Source organism: Nocardia sp. NBC_00508, assembly GCF_036346875.1.
Taxonomy (GTDB): Bacteria; Actinomycetota; Actinomycetes; order Mycobacteriales; family Mycobacteriaceae; genus Nocardia.
In genome coordinates this window covers 531,319-556,125 of sequence record NZ_CP107852.1, presented here as the reverse complement: position 1 = coordinate 556,125, position 24,807 = coordinate 531,319, and the positions used below count along the sequence as shown (strand labels likewise).

Below are 24,807 nucleotides of genomic sequence, written 5' to 3'. Positions count from 1 at the left end.
CCTGCTCGCCTCCGTCGGTCATGCAGTGCCGGATCCCCGCGCCGACAAGCATCTCGCCGAAGTCGTGAACGGACAGTGGCCGATGCCGTGGCACCCCGAAGGCAACACATCGAAGTAGCTTCGATTGAAAGGTGATACGAAATGCATGATTTGGCAATCGATCCGCAGTTCTTCGCGACATGCGCACAGGAGGGGATTGATCCGGTAGACGCAGCGCTGGCAGTACAGCAGGGCACCCTTGTGTTCTTGCGCTCGGAAGCAAGCAGACACATGACTGACTACCGGCCGTTGCTCGTTGGTGCCGGAACCCGCCGCAAGGTCGCAGGTCTGATCGGGCTGGGCCCGCGTGATAGCAACCGGCAGGCCATCGTTGAAAGCATGTCAGTGATCCTCGCAGCAGGACCCGACTCGGTTATGGACCTCACGACCAACCCCGAAGGTGTGGCATTGCGGGCCGATCTCAAGGAGGTCGTCGGCGTCCCATTGGGGGCGTGCTTGACTTACGACCTGTTCGCCAGCCCGCGAAAGAAATTCGGCCGCAACGAATTCCTTGATCGATTCGAAATGGGTCTGGCACCAGGTGTCGACTTCGTGCTCATCCATGCAGGCATCAACCCTGGACTCGCCGAGATGAGTGAAAAGTCCGACCGGATCATGCCGACCACCTCGCGCGGCGGCGGTCTGCTCGCTCGCTACATGCGGATGCACGACTGCAACAACCCTCTGATCGAATTCTTCGACGGCATTATCGACATCTGCAAACGCCGCGAAGTCGTGCTCGACCTCGGAGACATCTTCCGTCCCGGCGCGACCGCCGACGCGGGCGATGAGCTGAAATGGCGCGAAATCCTGCTGCTCTCCGAGTTGCGCAAGGACGCGCTCGCCAGCGGTGTCCAGGTACTATGCGAAAGCGGCGGACACATCCCGCTGCACAGAATTCCGGAGCTGATCCCCGCCTACAAGGATGCCCTTGGCGGTGCGCCACTGTGGCTGGCCGGACCTATGGTCGTCGATAACGCGGTCACTCTCGACAGCATCGTCAACACCATCGGCGTCGCCACCGCTGGGCAGCACGGTGGAGACATGTTTGCCTCGATCACCCAGGTGGAGCACTACGCGATGCCCGGCGCGACGGACACCGCCGAGGCCATCCGCAATGTGCGCGTCGCGATCACCGCGCTGGACCTGGTCCGCAGCTGGCCTCCCGAAGTCGAGCGACAGCGCGCGATCAGCGTTGCCCGGCGGGCCAACGACTGGGACATCCAGCAAGGACATGCTCTGTATCCGGGGCTGGCGGGCAACGCGTTCATCGAACACGGACTGCGCAAGGGTGCGCCCTGCACAATCTGCGGGTCGCTGTGTCCGCACATCACCGCGAAGAAGGAGCACGACGAGACACCTGTCCCAGCCATGCAGTCCGGGCCGGTGCTGCTATCTCTGCCCATGCCTGTAGCAAAGGGCGAGCACGGGCTCGATGGCGACGCCAACCAAGAGGACGGAGCGGACGCGGTCTTCCTCGTCGCGACGAGCGACCCGGAGGTGTGACGTGGAAGCCGCAGCCCTGGCCGAGCGCATCATCTGCCGCCTGTCCAACGTGGCCGACCTCGAGCCGAAGGCCATCGGCATTGCCGATGATCTGCTGTCGCTCGGGAACCGCGTGCCAGCTGACGATTGGCTGATCGTAGGCGGCTCCCTCGCCCGTGGTGAACCCACATTCATCAGCCGAGCCGTGGGCGAACGCCTGCTAAGCGACGTCGACTTGCTCTATGTCCACTACGGTGACGAACCGTCGATGTCGGTGGACGAGCTGGTGATCCACGCTGAGAAGGTTTTCCCCACAGTCGATCTGATGACCCTGTCACTTCGCGACTACCGCGCTATCCAGACCTCGCTCGGGTTCGATTTCAAAGATCTGGGCCTGGGCATCACCGAGCACGGTCTGCCCGAGCACGAGCCAGTCAAGCTGGACGCCCGCGACGCCTACGAGATCCTGCTGTACTACAGCCAGGCGTATTTCTGGCTCGGGGTCCACGACCAATGGTGTGCCGATAGCGACTCGGCACGCTTCCACCTCACGGTAAACCGGTTGTGCATAAAGATCCTGCGGGCGATTGCCATGGTTGACGGCGCATACGCACATCACGACTTCGACTGGATGGCACCGCATTTGGCCGAGCAAATGCGTGCCGAGCTCTTCTGGCGCCGTGACCCCACACAGCAGCCGATGGATCCAGGCCGATTCTGGACCTACCTGCACGACGCCTTCATCCGGTTCGACGACGAGTTCGGACAACAGCGCTCGGACGCGGTCAACTACAGCCGGTACGCCACAACCAGCAGCGGGCGGATCGTTGCCCGCCATCACCAGGCCGTGCACGCGCTGTCGCGCGCCATGGCCGATGCATGGATCGCCGAACCTGACCCGATGGTGTTGGCTACGGTGAAGCGTCGCGTCTGGGAACGGATCACGGGCTGGACCGGAAACGCACACAAACCCACTCCCGAGGACTATTTCCGGGCGCACAAGCAAGCAATCCACGACCACCTACTCGCCATGAAAGTGCAGGTCAGATGAAACTCCTGGTCACTGGGGGTGCGGGCTTCGTCGGTGCCACCGTCACGAGGATGCTGCTCGACGCCGGGCACGAGGTTGTTGTCGTCGATGACCTTTCCCGCAACGACGACCGGCAGATCCCTGACGGCGCCAAGTTCATCCAACTGCGCGTTCACGACGTCGTGGACGTCCTCACCCCCAGGGCCGGGTTCGATGCCGTCCTGCACTTCGCTGGTCTCATCGCGGCGGGTGAGTCGATGCACCATCCCGAATGGCACTGGGACAACAACACCCGCGCCTCGCTAGCGCTGCTGGATGCGATGCGCGCAGCCGATGTCGGCAAACTGGTTTTCTCCTCAACCGCGGCCGTCTACGGCGAACCAACTGAACTGCCGCTGGTGGAGACCTCACCGACCAGTCCGGTCAACACTTACGGCGACACCAAACTGGCGATTGACCGAGCGATCACCTCGTTCGCCCGAGCCAGCGATAGCTTCGGCGCGATCTCGCTGCGCTACTTCAATGTGGCGGGCGCACACGACTGCGGCGACGGAACCATGATCGGCGAGCGCCACAACCCCGAAACGCACCTGATCCCGCTGGCGCTCGACACCGCAATGGGCCGCGTTGATAAGTTCTCGCTGTTCGGCAACGACTATCCGACACCGGACGGGACCTGTGTACGCGACTACATCCACATCACCGACCTCGCCCGCGCGCACCTGCTCGCCCTGGGTGCCATCCATCCCGGTGAGCACAAGATCTACAACCTGGGCAATGGCATCGGGTTTTCGAATCTCCAAGTGATCGAAGCGATTCGAGAGGTAACTGGGGAGCCGTTCGAGGTCGAGACGGCACCGCGCCGACCAGGCGACCCCGCAATGCTGTACGCATCGTCCGAGCTGGCCCACAACGAACTCGAGTGGAGGCCGCAGAAGCCGGACATCGTCGAGATCGTCCGCGATGCCTGGCGGTTCCACCGGCAGCAGTAGGAAGTCCGGAGAATGCGACTCCCCGCTGGCAGTGATCTGGGTTCATGGCGAGCTGTCCACAGCGATCAGAGCAGCGGCGAACCGGGATCGATCATGAATTAGAAAGGGCTGCGCAGGGTGACCGCAGTACGAGTGGGACGTCCTTCCGCTACGTCCGCTACGGCGACGAACTGGTCCTCCGAAAACAGGTCAGGGTTGGCCGGGTTTGAGGACGATGAACAGACCGTTCGCCTCGGCGCACAGTCGCTCGCCCTCGTGCAGGGTGGCACGGACGTAGACTTTGCGTCCTTCCAGGCGTTCTGCCCACGTGCGCACCTTCAGTTCGGTGTTCAGTGGGGTGATGGAGCGGTAGTCGACGTTGAGGGAGGCGGTTCTGGTGACCGCGCCCGCATGGACAGCGGCGGCCATGCCGAGTAGGTCGTCGAAGGCGATGGCGATCTGGCCGCCGTGGGCGGCGCTGTTGCCGCCCAGGTGGAAGGTGCGGAAGGTGACGCGGGCGTCGACGCCGTGTTCGTCGACGTGGTCTATGACGAACGGTGGCAAGGTGATGTTGCCGCGGGCGGGCAGGTCGAAGCGGGTCCAGTTCGGGGTCGACCACTCGTCCACGATCGCGTCGTCGAGCTTGTCGTTCAGCTGCTTGAGCAGGCCGATCGCCTCTACCGCGAGGTCGTCGGAGGGGCTGGCCAGGCGGACTCGGTCCATCAGGCCGCGGATCTGCTCGATGAACTGGCCGTAGTGCGGTCCGCCGCGGGAGATGTCGTCCTTGGCGGCCTCGTGGGCGGCGACGAGCTCGCCCATCGGGCGGAACCCGCCCTCGTGGTGCTCCTTGCTCGGCAGCGTGCCGCCGGTCTGCGGTTCGTTCATGAGAACACGTTATCGGTTGCGCCGTGGATGTTCGCTGGGCGGGTGCCGGGTCCTCCCGCAGCAGCACCGCAGGACGTGCGCTGCCGGTCGAAATCCGACCGAGGCAGGCCGGGGCGGAGTGAAAGCGGAGGCGGGCGTATGCAGGGCGCAGCCGGACGGGGTCCGTCTTCGGTGCGCGCCGGGCGGAGTGAAGGCCGAGGCCGCTGCATGAAGGGCGTTGCCGGACGTAGTCGGTCCCTAGCGCGCCGGGCGGAGTGGGAGGCCGAGGGGCGGCATGAAGAGCGCTGCTGGACATCGTCGGTCCCTAGCGCGCCGGGCCGAGTAGCGGCGAGACAGCCCCTAGGCTGGTGTGCGATCGGTGATCGCGCACCTTCGGGTGACCCGGCGCGGTTCCGGTGGTCGAGTGCGGAACTCGGCCTCGATCGACATCTGACCGCTACGGCTGGTGAAAGGCTTTGTGTGCATGGGTATTACGGCGGTCGTCTTCGACATGGACGGAGTCCTGATCGACTCCGAGCCGGTGTGGGAGCGGGTGCGGCGCGCGTACGTCGCGGAGAAGGGTGGACAGTGGCTGCCCGACACGCAGCAGCGGCTGATGGGGATGAGCACCGGTGAGTGGTCGGAGTACCTCAGCGGTGAGCTCGGCGTGGGTGAGCCGCCGGGGACCGTCGCGCGTGAGGTGATCGGCCGGATGGCCGAGCGCTACGACGAGGCCGTTCCGCTGCTGCCGGGCGCCGTCGAGGCCGTGCAGCGGATCAGCGAGCACTGGCCGCTGGGGCTGGCCAGCTCGTCGCCGCGTGCCCTGATCGACACCGTGCTCGGGCGCACCGGTCTGATCGAGTTCTTCACGGTCACGTTCTCCACCGAGGAGGTCGATCGGGGGAAGCCCGCGCCGGACGTCTACCTGACGGTCGCGACGTTCTTGCGGCAGCGGCCCACCGACTGTGTCGCCGTGGAAGATTCGAGCAATGGGCTGCGCTCGGCGCACGCGGCGGGCATGCGCGTCATCGCGGCTCCGCGACCGGAATACCCGCCCGCTTCCGATGCGCTGGGCATGGCCTGCCGGGTGATCTCCGGTCTCGACGAACTCACTCCCGCACTGATCACCGGGTGATCGACCGGAATAGCCGGGGTCAGCTTCGGTAGGAGGTCAACAGGGTGCGCGCGGCGGCGGTCACGTCCTCTTCCAGCCAGGCGGGCAGCGACGGGGCGTGGGCGTGGCGACGCAGCGCCGCATAGGGAATGTCGACTATCGCGCTGGTGACCGCGTCGATTTCGCGTTCACCGTCGCGGCCGAACAACGCGTTCGTGATGCGGCGCAGATGCTCGATCAAGGGCGCGTTCATCTCGGCCAAGGTGGCGCGGAATTCCGCGTCGGGGCCGCCGTCGAGCAGATCGCTGGGGCGCAGGTTGAGCAGAAGTCTCGCGTCCTCGGGTAATTCGCGCCCGAACTGCAGGGCGGCCCGCACCATCGCGACACCGGCCTCGACCGGGTCGGACTCGTCGGCCGCGGCCAGGGTGCCGCCCTGGAAACGCCGCAGCGCGCGCAGCCATGCGGCGGTGAGCACGCCGTCGCGGTTGCCGAAGCGGTGGTACAGCGTGCCCACCGGAGCGCCGCTGGCGTCGGCGATCGCTGACACGCTGGCCGCGCGGGGTCCGTCGGCGAGCACCAGGGTGCGTGCTGCGTCGAGGATCACATCGGTGTCGTGCTTGCGGGGTGGCGCCATGTACTAGTACGTTCCTTCTATATGGAGCGGTTGCACTATATAGATGAGCATGCCAGATCGGTCGACGCGAACCGGGATCGAGCGTGGAAAGCGGTGCTGAAAGTCATCGGCAAAAATCCGTCCGACCCGTCGTCGATGGAGGGTGGATTCGCCGTCGAATCCGCCGAGGAGCCGCGCCGCTTGGCGTTGCGAGGCGAGCACTGGTTCTCGAAGTACCAGTTGATCTTCGAATTGGACGAGGAGGGCCCGAGCCGGACGCGTGTCCGCGCGCGCAGCTTCGCCGAGTTCCCCGGACTCTCCGGCAAGGTCTATCGTGCGCTGGTCATCGGTACCGGCGGCCACCGGATGACGGTGCGCTGGATGCTGCGCCGAATCGCGGCGGCGGCATGATCCCCGGGATAGTGTGGGGCGCCACCGAAGCCGAGCGCGAGGCGCCGCTGCCCTGCGACGATCGGCAGCCCGGCGGCCTCCAGGCCGACCGCGCGATCAGTATCGCGGCTCCGCCCGCGCTCGTCTACGCCTGGTTGTGCCAGTTGCGTATCGCTCCCTACAGCTACGACCTGCTGGACAATTTCGGCAAGCCCAGCCCGCGCCGACGCGATCCACAGCTCACCGAATTGGAAGTGGGACAGCGGTTCATGTCCCTGTTCGACCTGGACTCCTTCGTCCTCGGTCGGCATATCACGCTGATCACCGGCAAGATCTGCGTCACCTATGCGGTGCGTCCTGAAGGGGAGGGGGCCAGGCTGGTGATCCGGGTGCGCTTCGGCGCACCGAAACCGATTGCGGTGGCGCTGGCGCTCGGTGACGTGGTCATGATGCGCAAACAGTTGCTGACGCTGAAGGAACTCGCCGAGGCCGAATACCGCTCCGGCTGGCCGGACGGGCAGTAGTACCCCGACGGCAGTCAGGTGAGCAGGCGTCCTGGCCGCAACGGGTCGCGCTGCCGGTGGAGCACTCGCGATCACGTGCGCCGTTCGACCAGGTCGAACTTCAACTGCTCGAATCCCTCCGGCACGATGTCGCGCACCGAAACCAGGGCGTACGCCCAGGAACCGAGGAGGGTGTGGTCGCCGACGATGCGGCCCTCGTCCGGCGCGGGTTCCGCGGTGAGCAATGGCAGCGGATGGATGCGATGACGAGCGTCGTTTTCCATCACCGTCGCCTTGTCCACGAAGACCCGCAGGTCGTGATTGACCAGGTACCGCCCGACAGCGCCATGCTCCGGCGTCACCAGTGCGGCAACGGAACCGGCTCGCCGGTAAAGGTTTTCGCCGCCCGGTCGATGTCGCGCGGCCGCGTGGCCCGCCCACACGACCCGACTGGGCGTATCGAGCAGCCGCTCGACCCCTTGGACGAGATGGTGGCCGATCCTAGCGTGTTCCATGAGCTTCGCGCCCGCTTCGACGTAGCCGAGCAAGCGATGGTCGTCGGTGAGGAGTACTGCTCGATAGAGCTGCCACACGTAGCCGGATTCCCTTCGGTGGTAGGGGATTTCGTTGCATGTTCACACGCGTGTGCGGTGTGGCGATTACAGCGGCGTTACCACCGTGGTGCGGCTGGGCGGGGGCGCTCTCAGATCGTTGGCTGCGCGGCGTCTGGGAGTTGCGGCCCACATTTTACGGTTCAATGACCCGTGAAGGTGCCTTCCAACCGGTTCCGCGATCCCGGGTGGACCAACCGCGCCGCGCTGACCAACCCGCGCGCCGACCACGTCCGCCGGCGAATCAACAGGCAGGGTTCGGACCGCTTGATGCGCAGCAGGCGGCATTCGTCTGTGCTGCCGAGGACTGCTTCTACGATGTGCTCGCCGCGTTCCAGGGGGGCGACTTCGCTCAGATAGTTGTTCGGCGTCTTCAGTGTGAAGTCCTGGTCGAGGTAGCCGGGGGCTTCGCTGGGATTGACGTATCTGTCTTCGACCTGGATCGGTGTGTCGTCTTCGAAATGCACCAGCAGGGAGTGAAAAACGGTGCCGCGCATCAGATCCTGGATGACCGGGTTGGCTTTGTCGGCCTGTTCCGCGCGCACGTAGATCACCTCGGTGCGATGCCGGTGGCCGCGGCGCTGGATCTCGTCGGCGATATTCTTCACCTCGAAGAGTGGGGATGCGGACTTCGGTGGGGCGACGAAGGTGCCGATGCCCATCATGCGCACGATCAGTCCGTCGGCGGTGAGTTCGCGCAGCGCGCGATTGATCGTCATGCGGGACAGGCCGAGCGCGGCGACGAGCTGATTCTCCGACGGCAGCTGGTCACCCTCGCACCACTGACCTGAATTGATCTGCGCGACAACGAGATTCTTCACGCGCTCGTAAGCAGGAGCCGAATCGGTTCCCGCGTCGTTGTACAGCGCGACGAGTTCCGCGTCGACGATCGCCACGATTCGAACCCCTTATCCATTGACTGCACCGGTGATCATCCCATGTCGTCCGCGCATATCCGGTGGCGCTTGACATCGAGTTGTCTATACAGGACTATACATCCTGTTCATGGAAAACGTGAGCCAGCGCACAGTGTGTACGAGATCGCGGGCTGTGGCCGCGCGCCGAACCAGCCGGACTCGCGGGAAGAGAGACAGGCGTATGACCATCGACGAACCATCCGAAGTCGTCCTCGCGCCGGAGCGTCGCACCATCGACGTCATCCCCGACGACGAACGGCATGGCTCCCCATTCAGCCAGTTCACCCTCTGGTTCGGCGCCAATATGCAGATCACCGCGATCGTCGACGGCGCATTGGCGGTGGTGTTCGGGGCCGACGCGATCTGGGCAATCCTCGGCCTGCTCATCGGCAATGTTCTCGGTGGCGCGGTGATGGCATTGCACTTCGCACAGGGACCGAGGCTCGGGCTCCCACAGATGATTTCGAGCCGCGCCCAGTTCGGTGTCTTCGGTGCGGTGCTGCCGCTGGTACTCGTGGTGCTGATGTATCTCGGGTTCGCCGCCACCGGCAGCGTGCTCGCCGGCCAGGCGATCAACAAGATCCTGCACATTGATAGTCCAACCGTCGGTATCGTCATCTTCGGTGTACTCACTGCGTTCGTGGCGGTGACCGGGTACAAGCTCATCCACGTCGTCGGGCGCATCGCGACGGTCATCGGCATTGTCGGCTTCACCTACCTGGCGATCCGGCTGTTCGCCGAATACGACGTGTCGGCCGTGGTCGGGGTCAAGGGCTTCGACATCGCCACCTTCCTGCTCGCGATCTCCCTGGGCGCGGGCTGGCAGTTGACCTTCGGGCCCTACGTCGCGGACTACTCCCGCTACCTGCCGCGCGACACGAGCGCGCGCGCGACATTCTGGTCGACCTTCGCGGGCAGCGTGATCGGGTCGCAGTGGGCGATGACCCTCGGTGTGCTGGTCGCCGCGGTCGCCGGCAAGGCATTCCTGGGTGACCAGGTCGGATTCGTCGGCAACCTTGCCGGGCCCGCGGTCATCGCGACGCTGATCTACCTCGTGGTCCTCGTCGGCAAGCTGACCGTCAACTGCCTCAACGCCTATGGCGGCTTCATGTCGATCCTGACCACGGTGACCGCGTTCAATGGACAGTCCACGATTTCCGCCGCTGCCCGCACCGCCTACATCGTCGGCTTCACCGCGGTCTCGGTGGTCGTCGCGGTCGGCGCCAGTGCCGACTTCCTGAACAACTTCAAGAACTTCGTCCTGGTGCTGCTCATGGTCTTCACGCCGTGGAGCGCCATCAACCTCACCGACTACTACCTGATCTCGAAAGAGAAGGTGGACGTCCCCGCGCTCTACGATCCCGACGCGCGCTACGGACGCTGGAACGGAACCGCCATCGCGTGCTACGTGATCGGTGTACTGGCCCAGATCCCGTTCCTCGCCCAGAAGCTCTATACCGGACCGATCACCGAACAACTCGGCGGCGCGGACATCTCCTGGATTGTCGGCATCGTCGTCACCGCGGCCCTGTACTACCCACTCGCGCGGCGCACCAGCAATCCGCCCGCGTCGATGACCTATCCCGCCGATCCAGCGACTACAAGGAGCACTCGATGACCGCACAGCCCACGGCTACCTCCGGCGCGCGCCACGTGTCCGCAGCGCGCGGCAGCGAACTCACCACGCTCGGCTGGCAGCAAGAGGGCGCGCTGCGCATGCTGATGAACAATCTGGATCCCGAGGTGGCCGAGCACCCGGATGAGCTGGTCGTCTACGGCGGCACCGGTAAGGCCGCGCGCACGTGGGATGCCTTCGACGCGATGGTCCGCACGCTGAAGACGTTGAAGTCCGACGAGACCATGCTGGTGCAGTCGGGCAAGCCGGTGGGCGTCTTCCGCACCAACGAATGGGCGCCGCGCGTGCTCATTGCAAACTCGAATCTGGTTGGTGACTGGGCGAACTGGGAAGAGTTCCGTCGCCTGGAGCACCTCGGCCTGACCATGTACGGGCAGATGACCGCGGGCTCCTGGATCTACATCGGCACCCAAGGCATCCTGCAGGGCACCTACGAAACCTTCGGTGCCGTCGCGCGAAAACTGGCGGCATCGGGTCGCTTCCCGAACAGTGACGGCACACTGGCGGGCACGATCACCCTGACCGCTGGACTCGGCGGTATGGGCGGTGCGCAGCCCCTCGCCGTGACGATGAACAATGGCGTCGCGATCTGTGTCGATTGCGACGTGACCCGCATCGACCGCCGGATCGCCCACAGGTATCTCGACACCAAGGCTGCCGACCTCGCGGAGGCGCTGCGACTGGCCATCGAGGCCCGGGATGCCGGCCGCCCATTGTCCATCGGACTCGAAGGCAATGCGGCGGAGGTATTTCCGCAGTTACTCGCGATGCAGGCACCGATCGATATCGTGACCGATCAGACCTCGGCACACGATCCGCTGGCGTACCTGCCGATCGGCATGGACCTCGCCGATATGAAGATGATGGCGGACAAGGATCCGGCCAAGTTCACCGAGGATGCCCGGACGGCGATGGCCGCCCAGGTGCGGGCGATGGTTGGGTTTCTCGATCGTGGCGCCGAGGTCTTCGACTACGGCAACTCGATCCGTGACGAGGCCCGAAAGGCTGGATACGACCGGGCCTTCGACTTCCCCGGCTTTGTACCGGCCTACATCCGGCCACTGTTCGAAGAGGGCCTCGGCCCATTCCGGTGGGCGGCGCTGTCGGGTGATCCGAAGGATATCGCCGCCACCGACAAGGCGATCGTGGAGTTGTTCCCGGAGAACGAACACCTGCGCCGCTGGATCGACATGGCAGGGAAGAAGGTCGCTTTCGAAGGCTTGCCCGCTCGCATCTGCTGGCTCGGCTACGGCGAACGGCACCTCGCCGGACTGAAGTTCAACGAAATGGTGGCTTCCGGCGAGCTGTCCGCTCCGATCGCCATCGGGCGTGACCACCTGGACTCGGGTTCGGTGGCGTCGCCGTATCGTGAGACCGAGGCGATGGCAGACGGTTCCGACGCCATCGCGGACTGGCCACTGCTGAATGCCTTGGTGAATACCGCATCCGGTGCGTCATGGGTATCGATCCACCACGGGGGCGGCGTCGGCATGGGCCGCTCTATCCACGCTGGACAGGTGTGCATCGCCGACGGCACCGCCCTCGCCGCCGAGAAGCTGGCAAGGGTACTGACCAACGATCCTGGTATGGGTGTGATTCGACATGCCGATGCGGGCTACGAGCACGCCATCGATGTCGCCGAAGACCGCGGTGTGCGCGTGCCGATGACCGAGGGCTGAGCGCCATGGGCTCCACTGTTCTCACCGGGATCGGCACACTCATCACGAATGATCCCGATCTCGGCGAAGGCCCGCTCGGCGTAATCCGTGACGCGGCCATCGTTTTCGACGGCGGCCTGGTCGAATGGGTGGGTAGCTCCCGGGCTGCGCCGAGCGGCGACCACGGGCAAGACCTCGGCGGCCGGGCGGTGTTGCCCGGCTTCGTCGAGAGCCATTCGCACCTCGTGTTCGCCGGTGACCGTGCCGAGGAGTTCGGTGCACGGATGTCGGGAACGCCTGATGCGGCGGGCGGCATTCGCACCACGATCGCGGCGACTCGGGCTGCCACCGATGACGAGTTGCGTGCCAACACCAGACGGTTGATGAATGAATCGCTGCGCGGGGGTAGCACGACCGTCGAATGCAAGACGGGGTACGGGCAGTCGGTGGAGAGCGAACTACGCAGCACCAAGATCGCGGCCGAGTTCACCGACGAAGTCACACTGCTCGCCGCGCACGTCCCACCACCGGAGTACGCGGGCCGTGCCGACGACTACGTGCGCATGGTCTGCGACGAGATGATCGATGCGTGTGCGCCGCAAGCCAAGTGGATTGATGTGTTCTGCGAGCGGGGTGCCTTCGATCGCGATCAGGCCTACGCGGTGCTTACCGCTGGTATGGCCAAGGGGCTGGTGCCACGTGTGCACGGCAACCAGTTGCGAACCGGGCCCGGTGTGGCGCTCGCGGTGGAACTGGGCGCCGCGTCCGTCGATCACGTCACCTACGTGACCGCCGCGGACATCGACGCGCTCGCCCACAGCTCGACGGTGGCGACTCTGCTGCCCGGCGCAGACTTCTCGACCCGCAACAAGTATCCGGACGCACGGGCGCTCATCGATGCCGGAGTGACCGTCGCGCTCGGAGCCGACTGCAACCCTGGTACGTCGTACACCACGAGCCTGCCGTTCTGCATCGCCATCGCGGTGCGGGACATGCATATGACACCCGAGGAAGCGGTGTGGTCCGCAACCGTGGGCGGGGCACGTGCATTGCGACGCAACGATATCGGAGCTCTGCGCCCAGGTTCGAGGGCTGATCTGATCGCCTTGGATGCCCCGTCCTATCTGCATCTCGCCTACCGGCCGGGAGTCCCACTGATTCACCAGGTTTGGCGAGCCGGTGCGGCGGTCGATACCGCCTACCGATGAACACCGAGGAGACAATCGTGCGACCCGTTCCTGTGACGACTGCCTACGAGCCGTGGACCGGACGTGACGACGGCAGCGGTGTGGAGCATTTGCGCTGGCATCACGTAGTGGAACCGTATGCCGCTCAGTCCGATCCGGGCGCATGCGTGTTCATCGGGTTCGCCAGCGACGAAGGCGTACATCGGAACAAGGGCCGCCGGGGTGCCGCGGCGGGACCACGCGCACTGCGGCAGGCATTGTCCTCGATGGCGCTCGCCGGCCCGATCCGCGCTTTCGACGCGGGCACCGTGCTGGTTGCCGATGACCTGGCCGCGGGCCAGCGGCAACTGGGCTCGGTGGTGTGCGAAGCGCTCGACGCCGGACACTTCCCGGTGGTCCTCGGCGGCGGCCACGAGGTGGCCTTCGGCACCTATCTAGGTCTGGCCGATTCGGCACTGCTTTCCACGCGCCCACACATCGGAATCCTCAACCTCGATGCCCATTTCGATCTGCGCTCGGATCAGGTTCCCAGCTCCGGCACTCCATTCCGGCAAATCTTCGACGCGGCGGACGCTGCGGGTACTTCCGTCGAATACGCGGTGGTCGGAATCAGTCAGCCGAGCAACACTGCGGCATTGTTCGACACCGCCGACCACCTCGGCGTCCGCTACCTCGTCGACGACAAATGCGGCGTCGGAAACCATACCGCCATCCTGGATTTCGTGCAGGACTTCCTCGCGAGGGCCGACCTGGTCTATCTCACCATCGATCTCGATGTGCTACCGGCCGCGGTAGCACCGGGCGTCAGCGCCCCCGCGGCCTTCGGCGTGCCGCTCGAGAGTGTTCAGCTCGTCACCGATGTACTCACCGCAAGCGGCAAGCTCGCGGTATGCGACGTGGCCGAGCTCAACCCAGAATTCGACATCGACAACCGCACAGCACGTACCGCAGCCCGGCTGATCCACCGCATCATCACCAGACACAGTCGGCCACCGCAGTTTCCATGAGGAGTTACAACGACATACGTGCCGTGACGTGGCGCCGCTCGCTCACGGCGACGGCCACGCGGTCGGCTTGCGCGCCGCACGGGCGGTCCAGCGGCCGTCGTCGTAACGGACCTCGACCGGGTGGGCGAAGGCGGTGGTGACGTTCTCGGTCGTGATCGTCTCCAGCGCAGGCCCTGGGAGAGGGTCGGCCAGTTCTCGTCCGCCTTGCCGGTCAGGCCGACGGTGCCGATGATCGCGTCGGCACGGCGGAACTCGTCCGGTGTGGGTGTCCAGCGCATCGGTGTGTCGATCGTCGCGGTGAGGCCGGTCAGCACGACCTCGCGGATCGTGAGCGGCGAGCGCAGCGGATGACGCGGGTTCACGTGGCCGATGTGGCGGCGCAGGCGCTGTAGTTCGACGCGGCCGAGCTCCGCGCCGAGCACACGGACGGAGCTCGAGGTGGGGAAGGTGACCGCGCCGCAGAAACCGAGCAAGGTGCTCTTGCCCGCGCCGTTCGGGCCGAGCAACGCCCAGCGCTCGCCCGCGCGCACCGTCAGCGAGATGCCGTTGATGATCTTCTTGCGGTCGCGGCGGAAATGTCACGTCGGTCAGTTCGAGCACCGGAGCGTCGGTCACGTGACATGCCGGAGGGTTCCACGCTGCGCATCCGGAGTTGGTCGCCGTTCAACCCCGCGCACTTCCACAGCAGGGTGTCGCGATGCCGATCGAGCCACGCCTGGAGCATGGTGCGCTCGTCGGCGACCAGCGGTGTCTCGATGCGTTCACGGTCGGGCGCGATCCAGGTCACGCGCTCGACCATATCCGCGCCCGTCCCACCGAACACGCCATTTTCTCGCGCATCAGAACATGCCGTGCGGAACCTCGCCGCGTTCGGGCACCGGCTGGACGACGTCCCAGTGGCCGCGGGAAACGGCGGCAGTCAGTCGTAGAGCGCCTGGCGTGCCCGCCGATACTTCGCCCGGATCCGCTGCCCTGCCGCGGCGTCGGCCGGAGCGGGCATCTCCGCGGCCGTCCGTGCCTGCCAGGCGGGTGGCTGCGCCGAACCGCGCAGCGCCCAGGCTGCCTGCCGGGCGGCACCCAGCGCGACGTACTCGGCCGGTTCCGGCACCGTCACGGTGACGCCGAAGACCTGCGCGGCGATCGATGCGACCAGAGGCGAGCGAGCGGCGCCGCCGACGAGCAGCACGCGCCGCGGCGCCACCCCGATGCCGGTGAGATGGTCGAGGGCGTCGGCGAGGTGGCAGAGCATGCCTTCGAAGGCGGCTCGGGCGATGGTGGCGGGACGCATGGCGTCCGGGCGCAATCCGTGCAGACTGCCTGTGGCGCGCGGCAGGTTGGGTGTGCGTTCACCGGTCAGATAGGGCAGTAGGACCAGGCCGTCCGCGCCCGGCGGTGCCTGGGCGGCAAGCGATTCCAGCGTGGGGAGGTCCACGCCGAGTAAGTCGGCGGTCGAGGTCAGGACGCGGGCGGCGTTCAGCGTGCAGACCAGCGGGAGGAACGCGCCGGTCGCATCCGCGAATCCGGCGATGGCTCCGCTCGGATCGGCGCAGGCGCGGCCGGAGCGGGCGAAGGCCGTCCCACTGGTGCCAAGCGAGACCACCACGTCGCCTTCGGCGATGTCCAGGCCCAGTGCGGCCCCGGCATTGTCCCCTGTGCCCGCCGCGACCAGTGCGCCCCACGGCGTCCGCCCCGCAGGTTCGGCTGGATCGAGCACGCGGGGCAGCGCGGGTGTGCGTCCGCGAAAGGCCATGGCGAGCAGGTCTTCCCGGTAGTCGCCGCTGCTGGGCGACCAATACCCGGTGCCGGAAGCGTCGCCGCGGTCGGTGGTCGGTTCCGGCAGACGTCCCGGCTCGCCGCGCAACCGCCAGGTCAGATAGTCGTGCGGCAGCAGGACCCGCGCGGTGCGGTCGGCCGGATCCGGCTCGTGATCGGCCATCCAGCGGAGCTTGGTGACGGTGAACGACGCCACCGGCACGCTGCCGACCGCGTCGGCCCACTCCTGCGGCCCGCCCAGCTCCGCGATCAGATCCTCGGCCGCCTCGGCGGAGCGAACGTCGTTCCACAGCAACGCCTCGCGCACCGGTGTGCCCGAGGCGTCCAGGGCGACCAGACCGTGCTGCTGTCCCGCGACGGCGATCGCGTCGACGCCGTCGAGCAATCCGGCCCCGGCGGTGCGCAACGCTTCCCACCAAGCGGTGGGGTCGACCTCGGTCCCGGCGGGGTGCGGCGCCTGCGCCTGGCCCAGGATCGCACCGGTGTCGGCGTCGCAGACGACGACCTTGCACGACTGGGTGGAGCTGTCGACGCCCGCGACCGTAGTTGTCATTCGTCTCCCTATCCGATGCAACCCATCTCGTAGATCCCGATCCGGCGGACGCAGCCCGGACATGCCACAGACATATCGACACTGTGCACCCGAAGCGCCCCGCCCCGGGGCATTTCGGGTAATCGGCTGCCCCATCGGGCAGACTGGCGCGATGAGCACCGACCCCACGGACGTGCGCATCCGCACGGGAGACGGGACGCCGCTGCCGGAACTCACCGAGAACACGCTCGGCGACCTGCTCGACGAACCGCCCCAAGCCGACCGCGCCATTCTCGAGCTCAGCCGCGCCGGCCTGCACGAGATCCGGGCCAGGTGGCTACCCGACGGTGTCTACGAACTGGAGCACCGGGCCGGGTCGCCGACCGAGTCCTTCCAGCTGTATACCTCCGACGCGGTGCTGGTGCGCGACGTGCTGTGGGCCTGGCTGTCCGGCGATCCGTGGTGGCACGACTCGGTCGCATGGTATCCCGTGGACCCGGCGATCGCGGAACTGCGCGCCGTGCAGGACGAACTCACCGGACTGCTGGACGGCCTGACCGTCATGGACGATCTGACCGCGAACATGGACGCCGCGCTGGCACGCGCCGACGAGCTGCTGGCGCTGGACCACCAGGAACCGGATACGCCGGATTCATCCGCTCAGGACTGATACCACCACGCTGTCGTCGCGATGTCGGCGTCTTCCAGCGGAAGGTAGGTTTCCGCGTCCCGCCATCCGAGCGCTTGCACGGTGACGCGTAGATCGCGCTCGAAACAGATCGGATCCCGCACGTGCCAGCGGTACATCCCGAACCGCTGGTCCGGTCGATATATTTCGTCCGGCGGCAGGACCTGGTGCAGTCCCAGATACGGCGCGGAGTATGTCCGATATGTCCCGGCTAGATCGAAATTCCAGGCTCCCCCGAAATAGTCCTCGGTGCCGGTCCCGCAAATAGTGGGATGTTCGGCGTCGCCGTCGAGATAGAACTTGACTTCGCCTTCGCCCCACCATCCCGGCGCGCCGGGGCGAATAGCGAGGTAGGTGCCGACATAGCGGCCGGGCCCCCGCACCGTGTCGAGGATCGTGTGCACGGCCGGATCGCCCAAGCGGGCCACATGCGACCAACGGGTGTACAGATATCCGGCGTCGTCCGGAACATCCTCCTCGGTGTAAGTCGCTTGGTAATAGACCGGAATTTCACGGCCGCAGCGGTTTTCGAGCGTGACTCGCGCCCGGTGCCGAAACGGCATTGGCCAGTAGCTGTTCAGGCCGCCCGACGGGGCGACCACCACCATTTCCGAACTGAGCAGTGCCAGCTCGCCCCATCCATTGCAGAAGAAGTCGCCGAGCGGCAGCTCGATCGCGGGCTGGGGCGCGTCATCCCAGGACATGCGCAGGGTCAGCGAGCGCAGCACGGAGCGCTCGGTGGTCAACCAGAAGTGCCGCAACACTCCCGGGCCGGAAACGTCGGCCAGCACGGCGGTTTCACCGTCGGCGAGCGCGATCGAGGGCGACACCTTCCACCCGGCTCCCAGCAATCGAGCCGCGTGCGCTCCCGTGCCGTCGGTCGCGCGTGCGCCGGTACCGGGTGCTCCGGTGGGGTTCTCGGCGCTGACCGATCGCGTGCGCGCGCCGTCCAGCCGCCACAGCTCCGCGCCCGCGGTCACAGCCCGGGCCAGCCGTACCGAGGCGAAGCCGGCGCGGGTCCGGCCCTGCGTACCGTGCCGGCCGCGCCGGTCATGGCGAGCTGCTGCGCATCGGCCTGCTTGGCCAGCTCCCGGCGAAGCTGGTCCATGTCCAGCCAGAGAATCTGCTGCACCAGCTCTTCCAGCGCGTCCGGCGCCAAAGCGCCCGCCGCGGAATACACCAGCAAGCCCTCCCGGAACGCCATCAGCGTCGGATACTGGGTGACCTGCGCGCCTGCGCTCAGCGCGACTTCGGCCTCGGTGTCGACCTTGCCGTGCACGATCTCCGGGTGCCGCTCCGACGACGCCTCGTACACGGGCGCGAAACGCTGACACGGCCCACACCAGCCCGCCCACCAATCCACGAGCACGATCGGGTTGGACGCGACGACGGAGTCGAAATTGTGCTGGGTCAAGGTGATAGTCGGCATGGAATCCTCGTATGGTTCTGGCCCGGTAACCCTGGATCGTCGCATGGATATCCGCGATCAGGAAGACGTGCCGGCGCGATGCTGTTCCGTCGCGAGGAAATGCGCGATATTCGTCGTGCGTTCGTACAGTTCGCGGTAGTACCGGTAGTACTCCTCGTATTTCGCGGTGCGCTCAGGATAGGGCTGCACGGTGTCGACGACGGGATTCCACGCGGAGGTGTCGACACCGGCGGCCTCGGCCGCGAGCAACGCGTCGCCGAGACAGGCGCCCACGGTGTCGGCGGGCAATTGCTGCTCCAGACCGGTGACATCGGAGACGATCTGCGTCCACAACCCGCCCTTGGTGCCGCCGCCCACGGCGACCAGACGCCGTGCCTGTCCACCCGCCGCGGTCATGGCCGCCAGATTGTGCCGCACCCCGTAGGCGATACCCTCCAGCACCGCCCGATACAGCTCGGCGCGCCCATGCCCCAGGGTCAATCCCGCGAGGATGCCCCGAGCGTCGGGATCGAACAGGGGCGTGCGCTCACCGGCGAAGTACGGCAGCGCGAGCAAGCCTCTGCTGCCGACCGGCACGTCGGCCGCCGCGGTGACCAGGTCGGCGAACTCGCCGCCGACGAGCTTGCGCAGCCAGTCGGTGACCGCGCCCGAGGTGGCCATGCCCGCGGCGAGCGTGTAGGTGTCCGGCCAGGCGCCGCAGGTGCCCCACAGTCCGGGATGCGGGCGTGGATCGGTGAGCACCTGCACCAGGAAAAGGGTGGTGCCATACATGATCATCGCCTCGCCGGGGGCGCGAACACCCACACTGGCTGCCTCGGCCCATGCGTCGATGGTCCCTGTGGTGACCGGCAGCCCTACCGGCAGTCCGGTGCTCGCCGCCGCATCGGCGCTCACCCGGCCGACGATCTCGGTCGGCCAAGCCAGTTCCGGCAGCGACCATCCCGGTATGACCTGATCGGCCCAGTCCCTCGCCCACGCACGCTCGCGCAAGTCGTACAGCGGCACGCATTGACTGGCCGACTGGTGGTCGAGAACGTACCGGCCGGTGAGCCGATGCACCAGAAAGGAGCTCGCCATCAGCAGCATCGCGGTACGCGCGGCGACGTCCGGCTCGTGCCGGGCCAGCCACCGGGCCTTGGGGCCGACCGCCTGGCTGGTCAGCGGTGACCCCGCGCGGTCGAGTACCGCTTGCGCACCGAATTCGTCGTTCAGTTCCACGATTTCGGCGCCGGCCCTGGTGTCGACGCCGTACAGGATGGCCGGGCGCAGCGGCCTGCCCTGCGCATCGGCGGGCAGCAGGCACGGGCCGATCCCCGACACCGCGAGCCCGTCGAGCGGAGCGCCGTCGGCGGCGTCCACCAAATCGCGGGCGAGCGTGACGAAATCGGCCCACCACACCGTCTCCGCGTCGTGCTCCACCCATCCGGGATGCGGCATGGAGACGTCGTGGGCCCGTTCGGCTCTGGCGACGATCGTGCCGTCGGCGTCGGTGAGCACACCCTTGGAACTCGAGGTCCCGATATCGATGCCGAGAAACATCGTCACCGCGTGAACTCGTCCAGCGTGACGTCGAGCAGCTCGCACGCGGCGCGTACGGCGGCCCGGTGATCGCCGGGTACCGCGTGGATGTGGTTGGCGCCGAAGCGGTTCAGGAAGTCGTCGGCGCGCGCGTCCAGCCGGGCGAAGGCGTGCGGCCACTCCCAGGTGGACTGCTTCATCAACGCTTCGTTCGTCTCCCGGTCGTACTCCTCGAAGTCGCCGAGCATCAGCTGCATGCGGTAGTCGCCGTCCGAGCGGGTCAGTCGCGCCAAAGTCATCCGGCCCGGCGCGGCCAGATGGTGCACCGAGGCGCCGCCCGCCGGGAAGAAGAACACTTCCGGATACAGATGCACCTTCGCCAGGTTCTCGGCGGGATCGGCGCTGCGCGCCGCGAACCAGGTGGCGTGCTGGCCGGAGTTGCAGAGATCCCAGATGTCCCGATCCGCGTGATAGTGCCGGACGTCGGCGAACAGCACCGGTGTTCCCGCGATCCGCTGGAGCAGCTGCATGGTCAGCGCCCCGTCCATGTCCGCTTCGGTCGCGCAGACATGCGGTTCTTTCGGACCGTTCCAGTCATAGGGATCGTTGAGGAACGCCTCGGTGACGTCCATGGTCGCGAAGTACTGGGTGAGTTCGGGCTGCCCCTTGATGCCGGAGAAGTCCAGGCGCCATTCCGCGATCAGCTCGCGCACCGCCAGATACGAACGGATCTGGCGTTCCAGCAGCTCCGGCGTGAGCTTCGCACCGTCGTAGTGCACGCCCGCGGTGTGCCGCTCCAGCCACTCCCGCGCCGCCTTGGCCTCGCCGGCGTCGGCCAGCTCGGCGCGGCGCACGATCTCCCACTGATCGATCTCCTCGACATCGATCCCGAAGCGCCGCTGCCACTGGTCGGTGTTGGCGACCGCGGTGTTCATACCCATCGGCCGCCCACCGAAGCGCCCGAATGTCGCCCCGCGCAGACTGGATACGGCCGCCGCGGCCCGCGCCCGTACGCCGATGGCCTCGATCAGCTCAGGATCGGACGGATCGCCCCACAGCCTGCTGTGTTTGCGCCCGATCTGGTCCAGCGCGCCACCTGCGGCGAGCATGCCCACCATGCCGGGCTGCACGGGATCGATGTTCGACAGCAACAGCAGCGGGCCGGGGGTCGCACCCGCCGCGAGCATGGTGAAATGCGGGAACGCCCAGACCGCATAGTGCAGTACGGTCAGGTCGACGCCCGCCGCGGCGACCGTGCGCGCCACCGAACTCGCCAGTGCGTTGTCGCTGATCGGCGCCGCGCCGCGAACCACGTCGTGTCCCGCCGCGGCGAGCGCGGACACCAACCGGTCCTCGGTGGAGGCGATGAAATCGGCGATGCCCGCATGCACGTAATCGCGGCCATCGGAAAGACTGATAACGCCGATACGGGCCATGCCGGTCCTTCCCGTAGGGGTCGGAGAGTTCGACTCCATCAACAGATACCAGCTGGGACCCGGTTCGTTGGCCCGTTTCGGGAATTGACGTCCTCCCCGGCTCGAAGGCTGGGGATTCCTGTCGGCGCGTCGGACCGCTTATCGCGGAACCGCTTTGACCATCCGCGACTGTGGGAAGGTGAGCGACGCGAGGTGGACACCGCCCTGGCCCCAGCCCGCACTCGTGATCCACCAGCGGCCGTCCTCGACGGCAACTTCGGCGGCGTGCGCGGCGATGTGGCCGACCTTGTCCCCGATGCGGAAGCGAAACGGGCTGTCGCTGCGGAAGACGTCGGTGCCGACGTAGTGCGGGCGCGGGCCGATGAACAGATACCACCAACCGTCGTGTCGCAGGACGTACGGAGACTCGGTGTTGCCCGCCTCGGTGCCTTTGGCCGGGTCGGTGTAGGCGATATGGCGTTCACCCCAGTGCACGAGGTCGGTGCTGGTGCGGTAGGCGACGACATGATGGCCCCCGGCGGCGGCGCTGGTCGCGCAGTAGTACATCACCCACTGGTCGCCCACCGGCGCCACCATTGGATCGCGAGCGTCATAGCCGTCGTGGAACAGTGGACCAGTCGGCAGCCTGGTCCACCGGAACAGGTCGGGCGAGGTGGCCAGGTTCATCGCGGCGCCGGTGCGGTCGGCGCCACCCGCGGCGTAGTACATGTAGTACTGGCCGTGCGCGCGGACCACGAACGGCGCCCACAGATGCGTCTCCCCGTAGTCTCGATCAACACGCAAGGCGGACGGGTGCTTGGCCCACGGCCCGTGTAACCGGTCGGCGCAGGCGTGCGCGAATTCGATCTCGTCGAACGGGTCCGCCGGCTCCCGATGGGTGATCCCGAACAGGTGCCATCGCCCGGCCTCGTCGCGAACCAGCGTGTGGTCATTGATGTACCACGCATCCGCCTCCCCGACGCTGGGGTCGTAGATCCGCGCGAACGTCCCCGCTCGAACCACCTCGCGCGTCGTCATACATTCATAATGCCGCCGCAGCCGTCGAGAGACCGCCGTCCCGCCGATTTTCGCATCCGTGACCAGGCTGTTCGTTCAGGTCCAATACAGCACCGAGAGGTCATTGCAGCACACCGACGCTGCGCCGCAGATAGTCCGCGGTAATGGAACGAGCATCCGACAGCAAGTCCGACGGCGTTCCGGCGAAAACTATCTCCCCGCCGTGCTTTCCGCCATCCGGCCCGAGATCGATCACCCAGTCGGCGCGGGCGACGACGTCCGGGTCGTGTTCGATGACGATCACCGTGTTGCCCGCGTCGACCAATCGGTCCAGCAGCGCGACCAGGGTGTCCACGTCGGCCATATGCAGCCCGGTGGTCGGTTCGTCCAGAACGTAGACCCCGCCGCGGCGATGCAGGTGATCGGCCAGCTTGATGCGCTGGCGTTCCCCGCCGGAGAGGGAACTGAGCGAGCGGCCGAGGGTGAGGTAGCCGAGACCGACGTCGAACAGCGCCCGCAGCGGTGTGCGAATCCGCTGGTCATCCAGTTCGGCCCAGAAATCGAGCGCCTGCTCGGCGGTCATCTCCAGCACGTCGGCGATGGACGCGCCGCGGATCTCGTAGCCGAGCACCTCCGGCCGGTAGCGGCGTCCGTGACAGTTCTGGCACACGGTGGTGACCGGATCCATGTACGCCAGGTCGGTGAAGATCACGCCCGCGCCACCGCATTCTCCGCACGCGCCGTCGGAGTTGAAGCTGAACAGGCCCGGTCGCACGCCGTGCCGCTTGGCGAATAGCTGACGCAGCGGGTCCATGATCCCGAGATAGGTGGCCGGGCTGGAGCGCCGCGAGGCGGCGATCGCCCCTTGATCGACCGCGATGACCTGTGGATGCGCCGCGGCGAACGCGCCGGAGACCAGCGTGCTCTTCCCGGAGCCCGCGACGCCGGTCACCGCGGTGAGCACGCCCGTGGGAAATCGCGCGGTGAGGTTCTTCAGGTTGTGGGTGTCGACGTCCGTTACGGTCAGCCATCCGGTCGGCCGACGGGTGTCTTCCTTGATCCGCCGAACGCGGCGCAGCCGCTCGCCGGTGGACGTTTCGGCGCCGCGCAGCTCGTCGACCGTGCCCTCGAACACCACCCGCCCGCCGTGCGAGCCCGCGCCGGGCCCCATGTCGACCACGTGATCGGCGACGGCGATCACGTCCGGGGAGTGCTCGACCACCAGCACGGTATTTCCCTTGTCCCGCAACTGGATCAGCAGATTGTTCAGCCGTCCCACGTCCCGGGGATGCATACCGACGCTCGGTTCGTCGAAGATGTAGGTCATGCCGGTGAGGCTGGAGCCGAGGTGCCGCACCACCTTGAGGCGCTGCGCCTCGCCGCCGGACAGTGTCGAGGTCTCCCGATCGAGCGAGAGGTAGCCGAGCCCCACCTCCTCGATCCGGCGCAATCGGCCGATCGCGGCGCTCGCGATGGGCTCGGCCACCGGGTCATCGATCGCGGCGAGCACCTCGATGAGGTCAGTGATCTCCAGCCTGCCGTAGTCGGCGATACCGAGCCCATCGATCCGGCTCGCCAATGCGGCGGCGTTGAGCCGGGCGCCGCCGCAGTCCGGGCAGACTGCCTCGCTGACCACCGCCTGGGCGGCCGCGCGGTTCTTGTCCGACAACGCGGTGAGATCGCGCTTGATGTAGAGCCGGTCGACCCGCTCCAGCAGTCCTTCATAGGCATTGTTGCCCGCCGATCCGTTCCTGTTTCGTCGCGGCACCCGAAAACCATTGCCGCGCAAGAACAATTGCCACTCCTCCGCGGTGAACTCGCGCAGCGGTTTATCCGGGTCGAACAGCCCGGACTCGGCGTAGAGCTGCCATTGGAAGGTGCCGATCGCGAAGGGAGCGAAGGTGATAGCGCCCTCGTTGAGCGACTTGTCGGTATCAATGAGCTTGTCCAGGTCCGGACGCACCACGTGGCCGAGCCCGCCGCAGCCGGGACACATGCCCAGCGGGTCGTTGAACGAATAGCAAGTGGCCTCGCCCGCGCTCGGCACACCGTGCCGGGAGAACAGCACGCGGATGATCGACTGGATGTCGGTCATGGTCCCGACCGTGGAACGCGAATTGCCGCCGATCGGTTTCTGGTCGACGACGACGGCGGGCGCGAGGTTGTCGATCACCTCGGCCTCCGGCCGCTCGTATTTGGGCAGCCGATTGCGGATGAACCACGTGAAGGTCTCGTTGAGTTGCCGCTGTGATTCGACGGCGACGGTCCCGAACACGACCGACGACTTCCCCGAACCGGAGACGCCGGTGAAGACCACGATCTTGCCCTTGGGAATCGTCAACGAGACATCGCGGAGATTGTTCTCGCGGGCCCCGATGATCCTGATGGTGTCTCGATCTGCATGCACGAC

The 24,807-nt window shown here is 66.6% G+C and carries 22 protein-coding genes and 2 pseudogenes; 11 read left to right on the top strand and 13 right to left on the bottom strand.

Annotation, left to right across the window (positions count from 1 at the left end; translation table 11 throughout):
• The first annotated feature begins 141 nt into the window (after positions 1-141).
• From OHA40_RS02355 to galE, 3 genes are read left to right on the top strand one after another with little or no spacing between them, the layout of a single operon-like run.
• Positions 142-1,545 (top strand): phosphomethylpyrimidine synthase ThiC, encoded by a 1,404-nt coding sequence (locus OHA40_RS02355; RefSeq protein WP_330231414.1) that lies wholly within the window; start codon positions 142-144, stop codon positions 1,543-1,545.
• A gap of 1 nt (position 1,546) precedes the next feature.
• Entirely contained in the window at positions 1,547-2,575 is a 1,029-nt protein-coding gene (locus OHA40_RS02350) for a hypothetical protein (protein WP_330231413.1), read from the top strand.
• Positions 2,572-3,546, top strand: coding sequence for a UDP-glucose 4-epimerase GalE (gene galE / locus OHA40_RS02345; protein ID WP_330231412.1), 975 nt, complete (start codon positions 2,572-2,574; stop codon positions 3,544-3,546). The genes OHA40_RS02350 and galE overlap by 4 nt, the downstream gene beginning before the upstream one ends.
• A gap of 189 nt (positions 3,547-3,735) precedes the next feature.
• On the opposite strand, the gene OHA40_RS02340 is transcribed toward galE, so the two are convergent.
• Positions 3,736-4,410 carry a PaaI family thioesterase gene (locus OHA40_RS02340; RefSeq protein WP_330231411.1) on the bottom strand — a complete coding sequence of 225 codons (675 nt, stop codon included), beginning with the start codon at positions 4,408-4,410 and terminating at the stop codon, positions 3,736-3,738.
• Between the two features lie 463 nt (positions 4,411-4,873).
• On the opposite strand from OHA40_RS02340, the gene OHA40_RS02335 reads away from it, so the two are divergent.
• Positions 4,874-5,524 carry an HAD family hydrolase gene (locus OHA40_RS02335; protein WP_330231410.1) on the top strand — a complete coding sequence of 217 codons (651 nt, stop codon included), beginning with the start codon at positions 4,874-4,876 and terminating at the stop codon, positions 5,522-5,524.
• A 19-nt stretch (positions 5,525-5,543) separates the two neighbouring features.
• Here the strand turns inward: OHA40_RS02335 and OHA40_RS02330 are convergent, their stop codons facing one another.
• Positions 5,544-6,137 carry a TetR/AcrR family transcriptional regulator gene (locus tag OHA40_RS02330; RefSeq protein ID WP_330231409.1) on the bottom strand — a complete coding sequence of 198 codons (594 nt, stop codon included), beginning with the start codon at positions 6,135-6,137 and terminating at the stop codon, positions 5,544-5,546.
• A gap of 21 nt (positions 6,138-6,158) precedes the next feature.
• On the opposite strand from OHA40_RS02330, the gene OHA40_RS02325 reads away from it, so the two are divergent.
• Entirely contained in the window at positions 6,159-6,527 is a 369-nt protein-coding gene (locus OHA40_RS02325; protein WP_330231408.1) for a hypothetical protein, read from the top strand.
• Positions 6,524-7,030: a hypothetical protein gene (locus OHA40_RS02320; RefSeq protein ID WP_330231407.1), complete on the top strand. Its 507-nt coding sequence runs from the start codon at positions 6,524-6,526 to the stop codon at positions 7,028-7,030. The genes OHA40_RS02325 and OHA40_RS02320 overlap by 4 nt, the downstream gene beginning before the upstream one ends.
• A 71-nt stretch (positions 7,031-7,101) precedes the next feature.
• Here the strand turns inward: OHA40_RS02320 and OHA40_RS02315 are convergent, their stop codons facing one another.
• Together OHA40_RS02315 and hutC are read right to left on the bottom strand one after the other, a co-directional pair.
• Positions 7,102-7,602 carry a hypothetical protein gene (locus tag OHA40_RS02315; protein ID WP_330231406.1) on the bottom strand — a complete coding sequence of 167 codons (501 nt, stop codon included), beginning with the start codon at positions 7,600-7,602 and terminating at the stop codon, positions 7,102-7,104.
• A gap of 161 nt (positions 7,603-7,763) precedes the next feature.
• A complete protein-coding gene (gene hutC, locus OHA40_RS02310; protein ID WP_330231405.1) occupies positions 7,764-8,516 on the bottom strand; it encodes a histidine utilization repressor in 753 nt (250 codons plus the stop codon).
• Between the two features lie 202 nt (positions 8,517-8,718).
• Between hutC and OHA40_RS02305 the strand changes: the two genes are divergently transcribed.
• The 4 genes from OHA40_RS02305 to hutG are packed head-to-tail and all read left to right on the top strand — an operon-like array spanning position 8,719 to position 14,025.
• Positions 8,719-10,155: a purine-cytosine permease family protein gene (locus tag OHA40_RS02305; RefSeq protein ID WP_330231404.1), complete on the top strand. Its 1,437-nt coding sequence runs from the start codon at positions 8,719-8,721 to the stop codon at positions 10,153-10,155.
• Positions 10,152-11,852 carry a urocanate hydratase gene (gene hutU, locus OHA40_RS02300; protein WP_330231403.1) on the top strand — a complete coding sequence of 567 codons (1,701 nt, stop codon included), beginning with the start codon at positions 10,152-10,154 and terminating at the stop codon, positions 11,850-11,852. The genes OHA40_RS02305 and hutU overlap by 4 nt, the downstream gene beginning before the upstream one ends.
• A gap of 5 nt (positions 11,853-11,857) precedes the next feature.
• The gene (hutI, locus tag OHA40_RS02295; RefSeq protein WP_330231402.1) at positions 11,858-13,039 is read left to right on the top strand and encodes an imidazolonepropionase; all 1,182 of its coding nucleotides are present in this window, start codon (positions 11,858-11,860) and stop codon (positions 13,037-13,039) included.
• A complete protein-coding gene (gene hutG / locus OHA40_RS02290) occupies positions 13,036-14,025 on the top strand; it encodes a formimidoylglutamase (RefSeq protein WP_442943900.1) in 990 nt (329 codons plus the stop codon). Before hutI ends, hutG begins: the two co-directional genes overlap by 4 nt.
• A 42-nt stretch (positions 14,026-14,067) precedes the next feature.
• On the opposite strand, the pseudogene OHA40_RS02285 reads toward hutG, so the two are convergent.
• From OHA40_RS02285 to xylB, 3 genes and pseudogenes are all read right to left on the bottom strand, one after another.
• Positions 14,068-14,640: pseudogene (locus OHA40_RS02285) on the bottom strand (ATP-binding cassette domain-containing protein).
• Positions 14,641-14,695: 55 nt separating this feature from the next.
• Positions 14,696-14,749, bottom strand: a pseudogene (locus OHA40_RS02280) (Mini-circle protein); the annotation flags it as partial.
• 195 nt (positions 14,750-14,944) lie between these two features.
• Positions 14,945-16,351, bottom strand: coding sequence for a xylulokinase (gene xylB, locus OHA40_RS02275; RefSeq protein WP_330231400.1), 1,407 nt, complete (start codon positions 16,349-16,351; stop codon positions 14,945-14,947).
• Positions 16,352-16,502: 151 nt separating this feature from the next.
• Here xylB and OHA40_RS02270 point away from each other — a divergent pair, with 151 nt between their 5' ends.
• Positions 16,503-17,000, top strand: a complete 498-nt coding sequence (locus OHA40_RS02270; protein ID WP_330231399.1) for a hypothetical protein — start codon at positions 16,503-16,505, stop codon at positions 16,998-17,000.
• On the opposite strand, the gene OHA40_RS02265 is transcribed toward OHA40_RS02270, so the two are convergent.
• The 6 genes from OHA40_RS02265 to OHA40_RS02240 form a co-directional block, all read right to left on the bottom strand.
• Positions 16,991-17,998, bottom strand: coding sequence for a glycoside hydrolase family 172 protein (locus tag OHA40_RS02265; RefSeq protein WP_330231398.1), 1,008 nt, complete (start codon positions 17,996-17,998; stop codon positions 16,991-16,993). The two genes, OHA40_RS02270 and OHA40_RS02265, sit on opposite strands and share 10 nt — an antisense overlap.
• Positions 17,995-18,447, bottom strand: coding sequence for a thioredoxin family protein (locus tag OHA40_RS02260; RefSeq protein ID WP_442943899.1), 453 nt, complete (start codon positions 18,445-18,447; stop codon positions 17,995-17,997). The genes OHA40_RS02265 and OHA40_RS02260 overlap by 4 nt, the downstream gene beginning before the upstream one ends.
• Before the next feature lie 57 nt (positions 18,448-18,504).
• Positions 18,505-19,986 (bottom strand): FGGY-family carbohydrate kinase, encoded by a 1,482-nt coding sequence (locus OHA40_RS02255; protein WP_330234015.1) that lies wholly within the window; start codon positions 19,984-19,986, stop codon positions 18,505-18,507.
• Between the two features lie 2 nt (positions 19,987-19,988).
• On the bottom strand, positions 19,989-21,401 hold the full coding sequence (locus tag OHA40_RS02250) for an L-fucose/L-arabinose isomerase family protein (protein WP_330231397.1): 1,413 nt from the start codon (positions 21,399-21,401) through the stop codon (positions 19,989-19,991).
• Between the two features lie 138 nt (positions 21,402-21,539).
• Positions 21,540-22,418 (bottom strand): family 43 glycosylhydrolase, encoded by an 879-nt coding sequence (locus tag OHA40_RS02245; protein ID WP_330231396.1) that lies wholly within the window; start codon positions 22,416-22,418, stop codon positions 21,540-21,542.
• A gap of 100 nt (positions 22,419-22,518) precedes the next feature.
• Positions 22,519-24,804, bottom strand: a complete 2,286-nt coding sequence (locus OHA40_RS02240) for an excinuclease ABC subunit UvrA (RefSeq protein WP_330231395.1) — start codon at positions 24,802-24,804, stop codon at positions 22,519-22,521.
• Positions 24,805-24,807 lie beyond the last annotated feature (3 nt).

Bases quoted from the DNA above. Each gene is read 5' to 3' on its own strand.
- OHA40_RS02330 (WP_330231409.1), bottom strand. From the start codon at position 6,137: ATGGCGCCACCCCGCAAGCACGACACCGATGTGATCCTCGACGCAGCA.
- hutI (WP_330231402.1), top strand. From the start codon at position 11,858: ATGGGCTCCACTGTTCTCACCGGGATCGGCACACTCATCACGAATGAT.
- hutU (WP_330231403.1), top strand. From the start codon at position 10,152: ATGACCGCACAGCCCACGGCTACCTCCGGCGCGCGCCACGTGTCCGCA.
- xylB (WP_330231400.1), bottom strand. From the start codon at position 16,351: ATGACAACTACGGTCGCGGGCGTCGACAGCTCCACCCAGTCGTGCAAG.
- OHA40_RS02270 (WP_330231399.1), top strand. From the start codon at position 16,503: ATGAGCACCGACCCCACGGACGTGCGCATCCGCACGGGAGACGGGACG.
- OHA40_RS02320 (WP_330231407.1), top strand. From the start codon at position 6,524: ATGATCCCCGGGATAGTGTGGGGCGCCACCGAAGCCGAGCGCGAGGCG.
- OHA40_RS02255 (WP_330234015.1), bottom strand. From the start codon at position 19,986: ATGTTTCTCGGCATCGATATCGGGACCTCGAGTTCCAAGGGTGTGCTC.
- OHA40_RS02245 (WP_330231396.1), bottom strand. From the start codon at position 22,418: ATGACGACGCGCGAGGTGGTTCGAGCGGGGACGTTCGCGCGGATCTAC.
- OHA40_RS02325 (WP_330231408.1), top strand. From the start codon at position 6,159: ATGGAGCGGTTGCACTATATAGATGAGCATGCCAGATCGGTCGACGCG.
- galE (WP_330231412.1), top strand. From the start codon at position 2,572: ATGAAACTCCTGGTCACTGGGGGTGCGGGCTTCGTCGGTGCCACCGTC.
- hutG (WP_442943900.1), top strand. From the start codon at position 13,036: ATGAACACCGAGGAGACAATCGTGCGACCCGTTCCTGTGACGACTGCC.
- OHA40_RS02305 (WP_330231404.1), top strand. From the start codon at position 8,719: ATGACCATCGACGAACCATCCGAAGTCGTCCTCGCGCCGGAGCGTCGC.
- OHA40_RS02355 (WP_330231414.1), top strand. From the start codon at position 142: ATGCATGATTTGGCAATCGATCCGCAGTTCTTCGCGACATGCGCACAG.
- OHA40_RS02250 (WP_330231397.1), bottom strand. From the start codon at position 21,401: ATGGCCCGTATCGGCGTTATCAGTCTTTCCGATGGCCGCGATTACGTG.
- OHA40_RS02260 (WP_442943899.1), bottom strand. From the start codon at position 18,447: ATGCCGACTATCACCTTGACCCAGCACAATTTCGACTCCGTCGTCGCG.
- OHA40_RS02335 (WP_330231410.1), top strand. From the start codon at position 4,874: ATGGGTATTACGGCGGTCGTCTTCGACATGGACGGAGTCCTGATCGAC.
- OHA40_RS02340 (WP_330231411.1), bottom strand. From the start codon at position 4,410: ATGAACGAACCGCAGACCGGCGGCACGCTGCCGAGCAAGGAGCACCAC.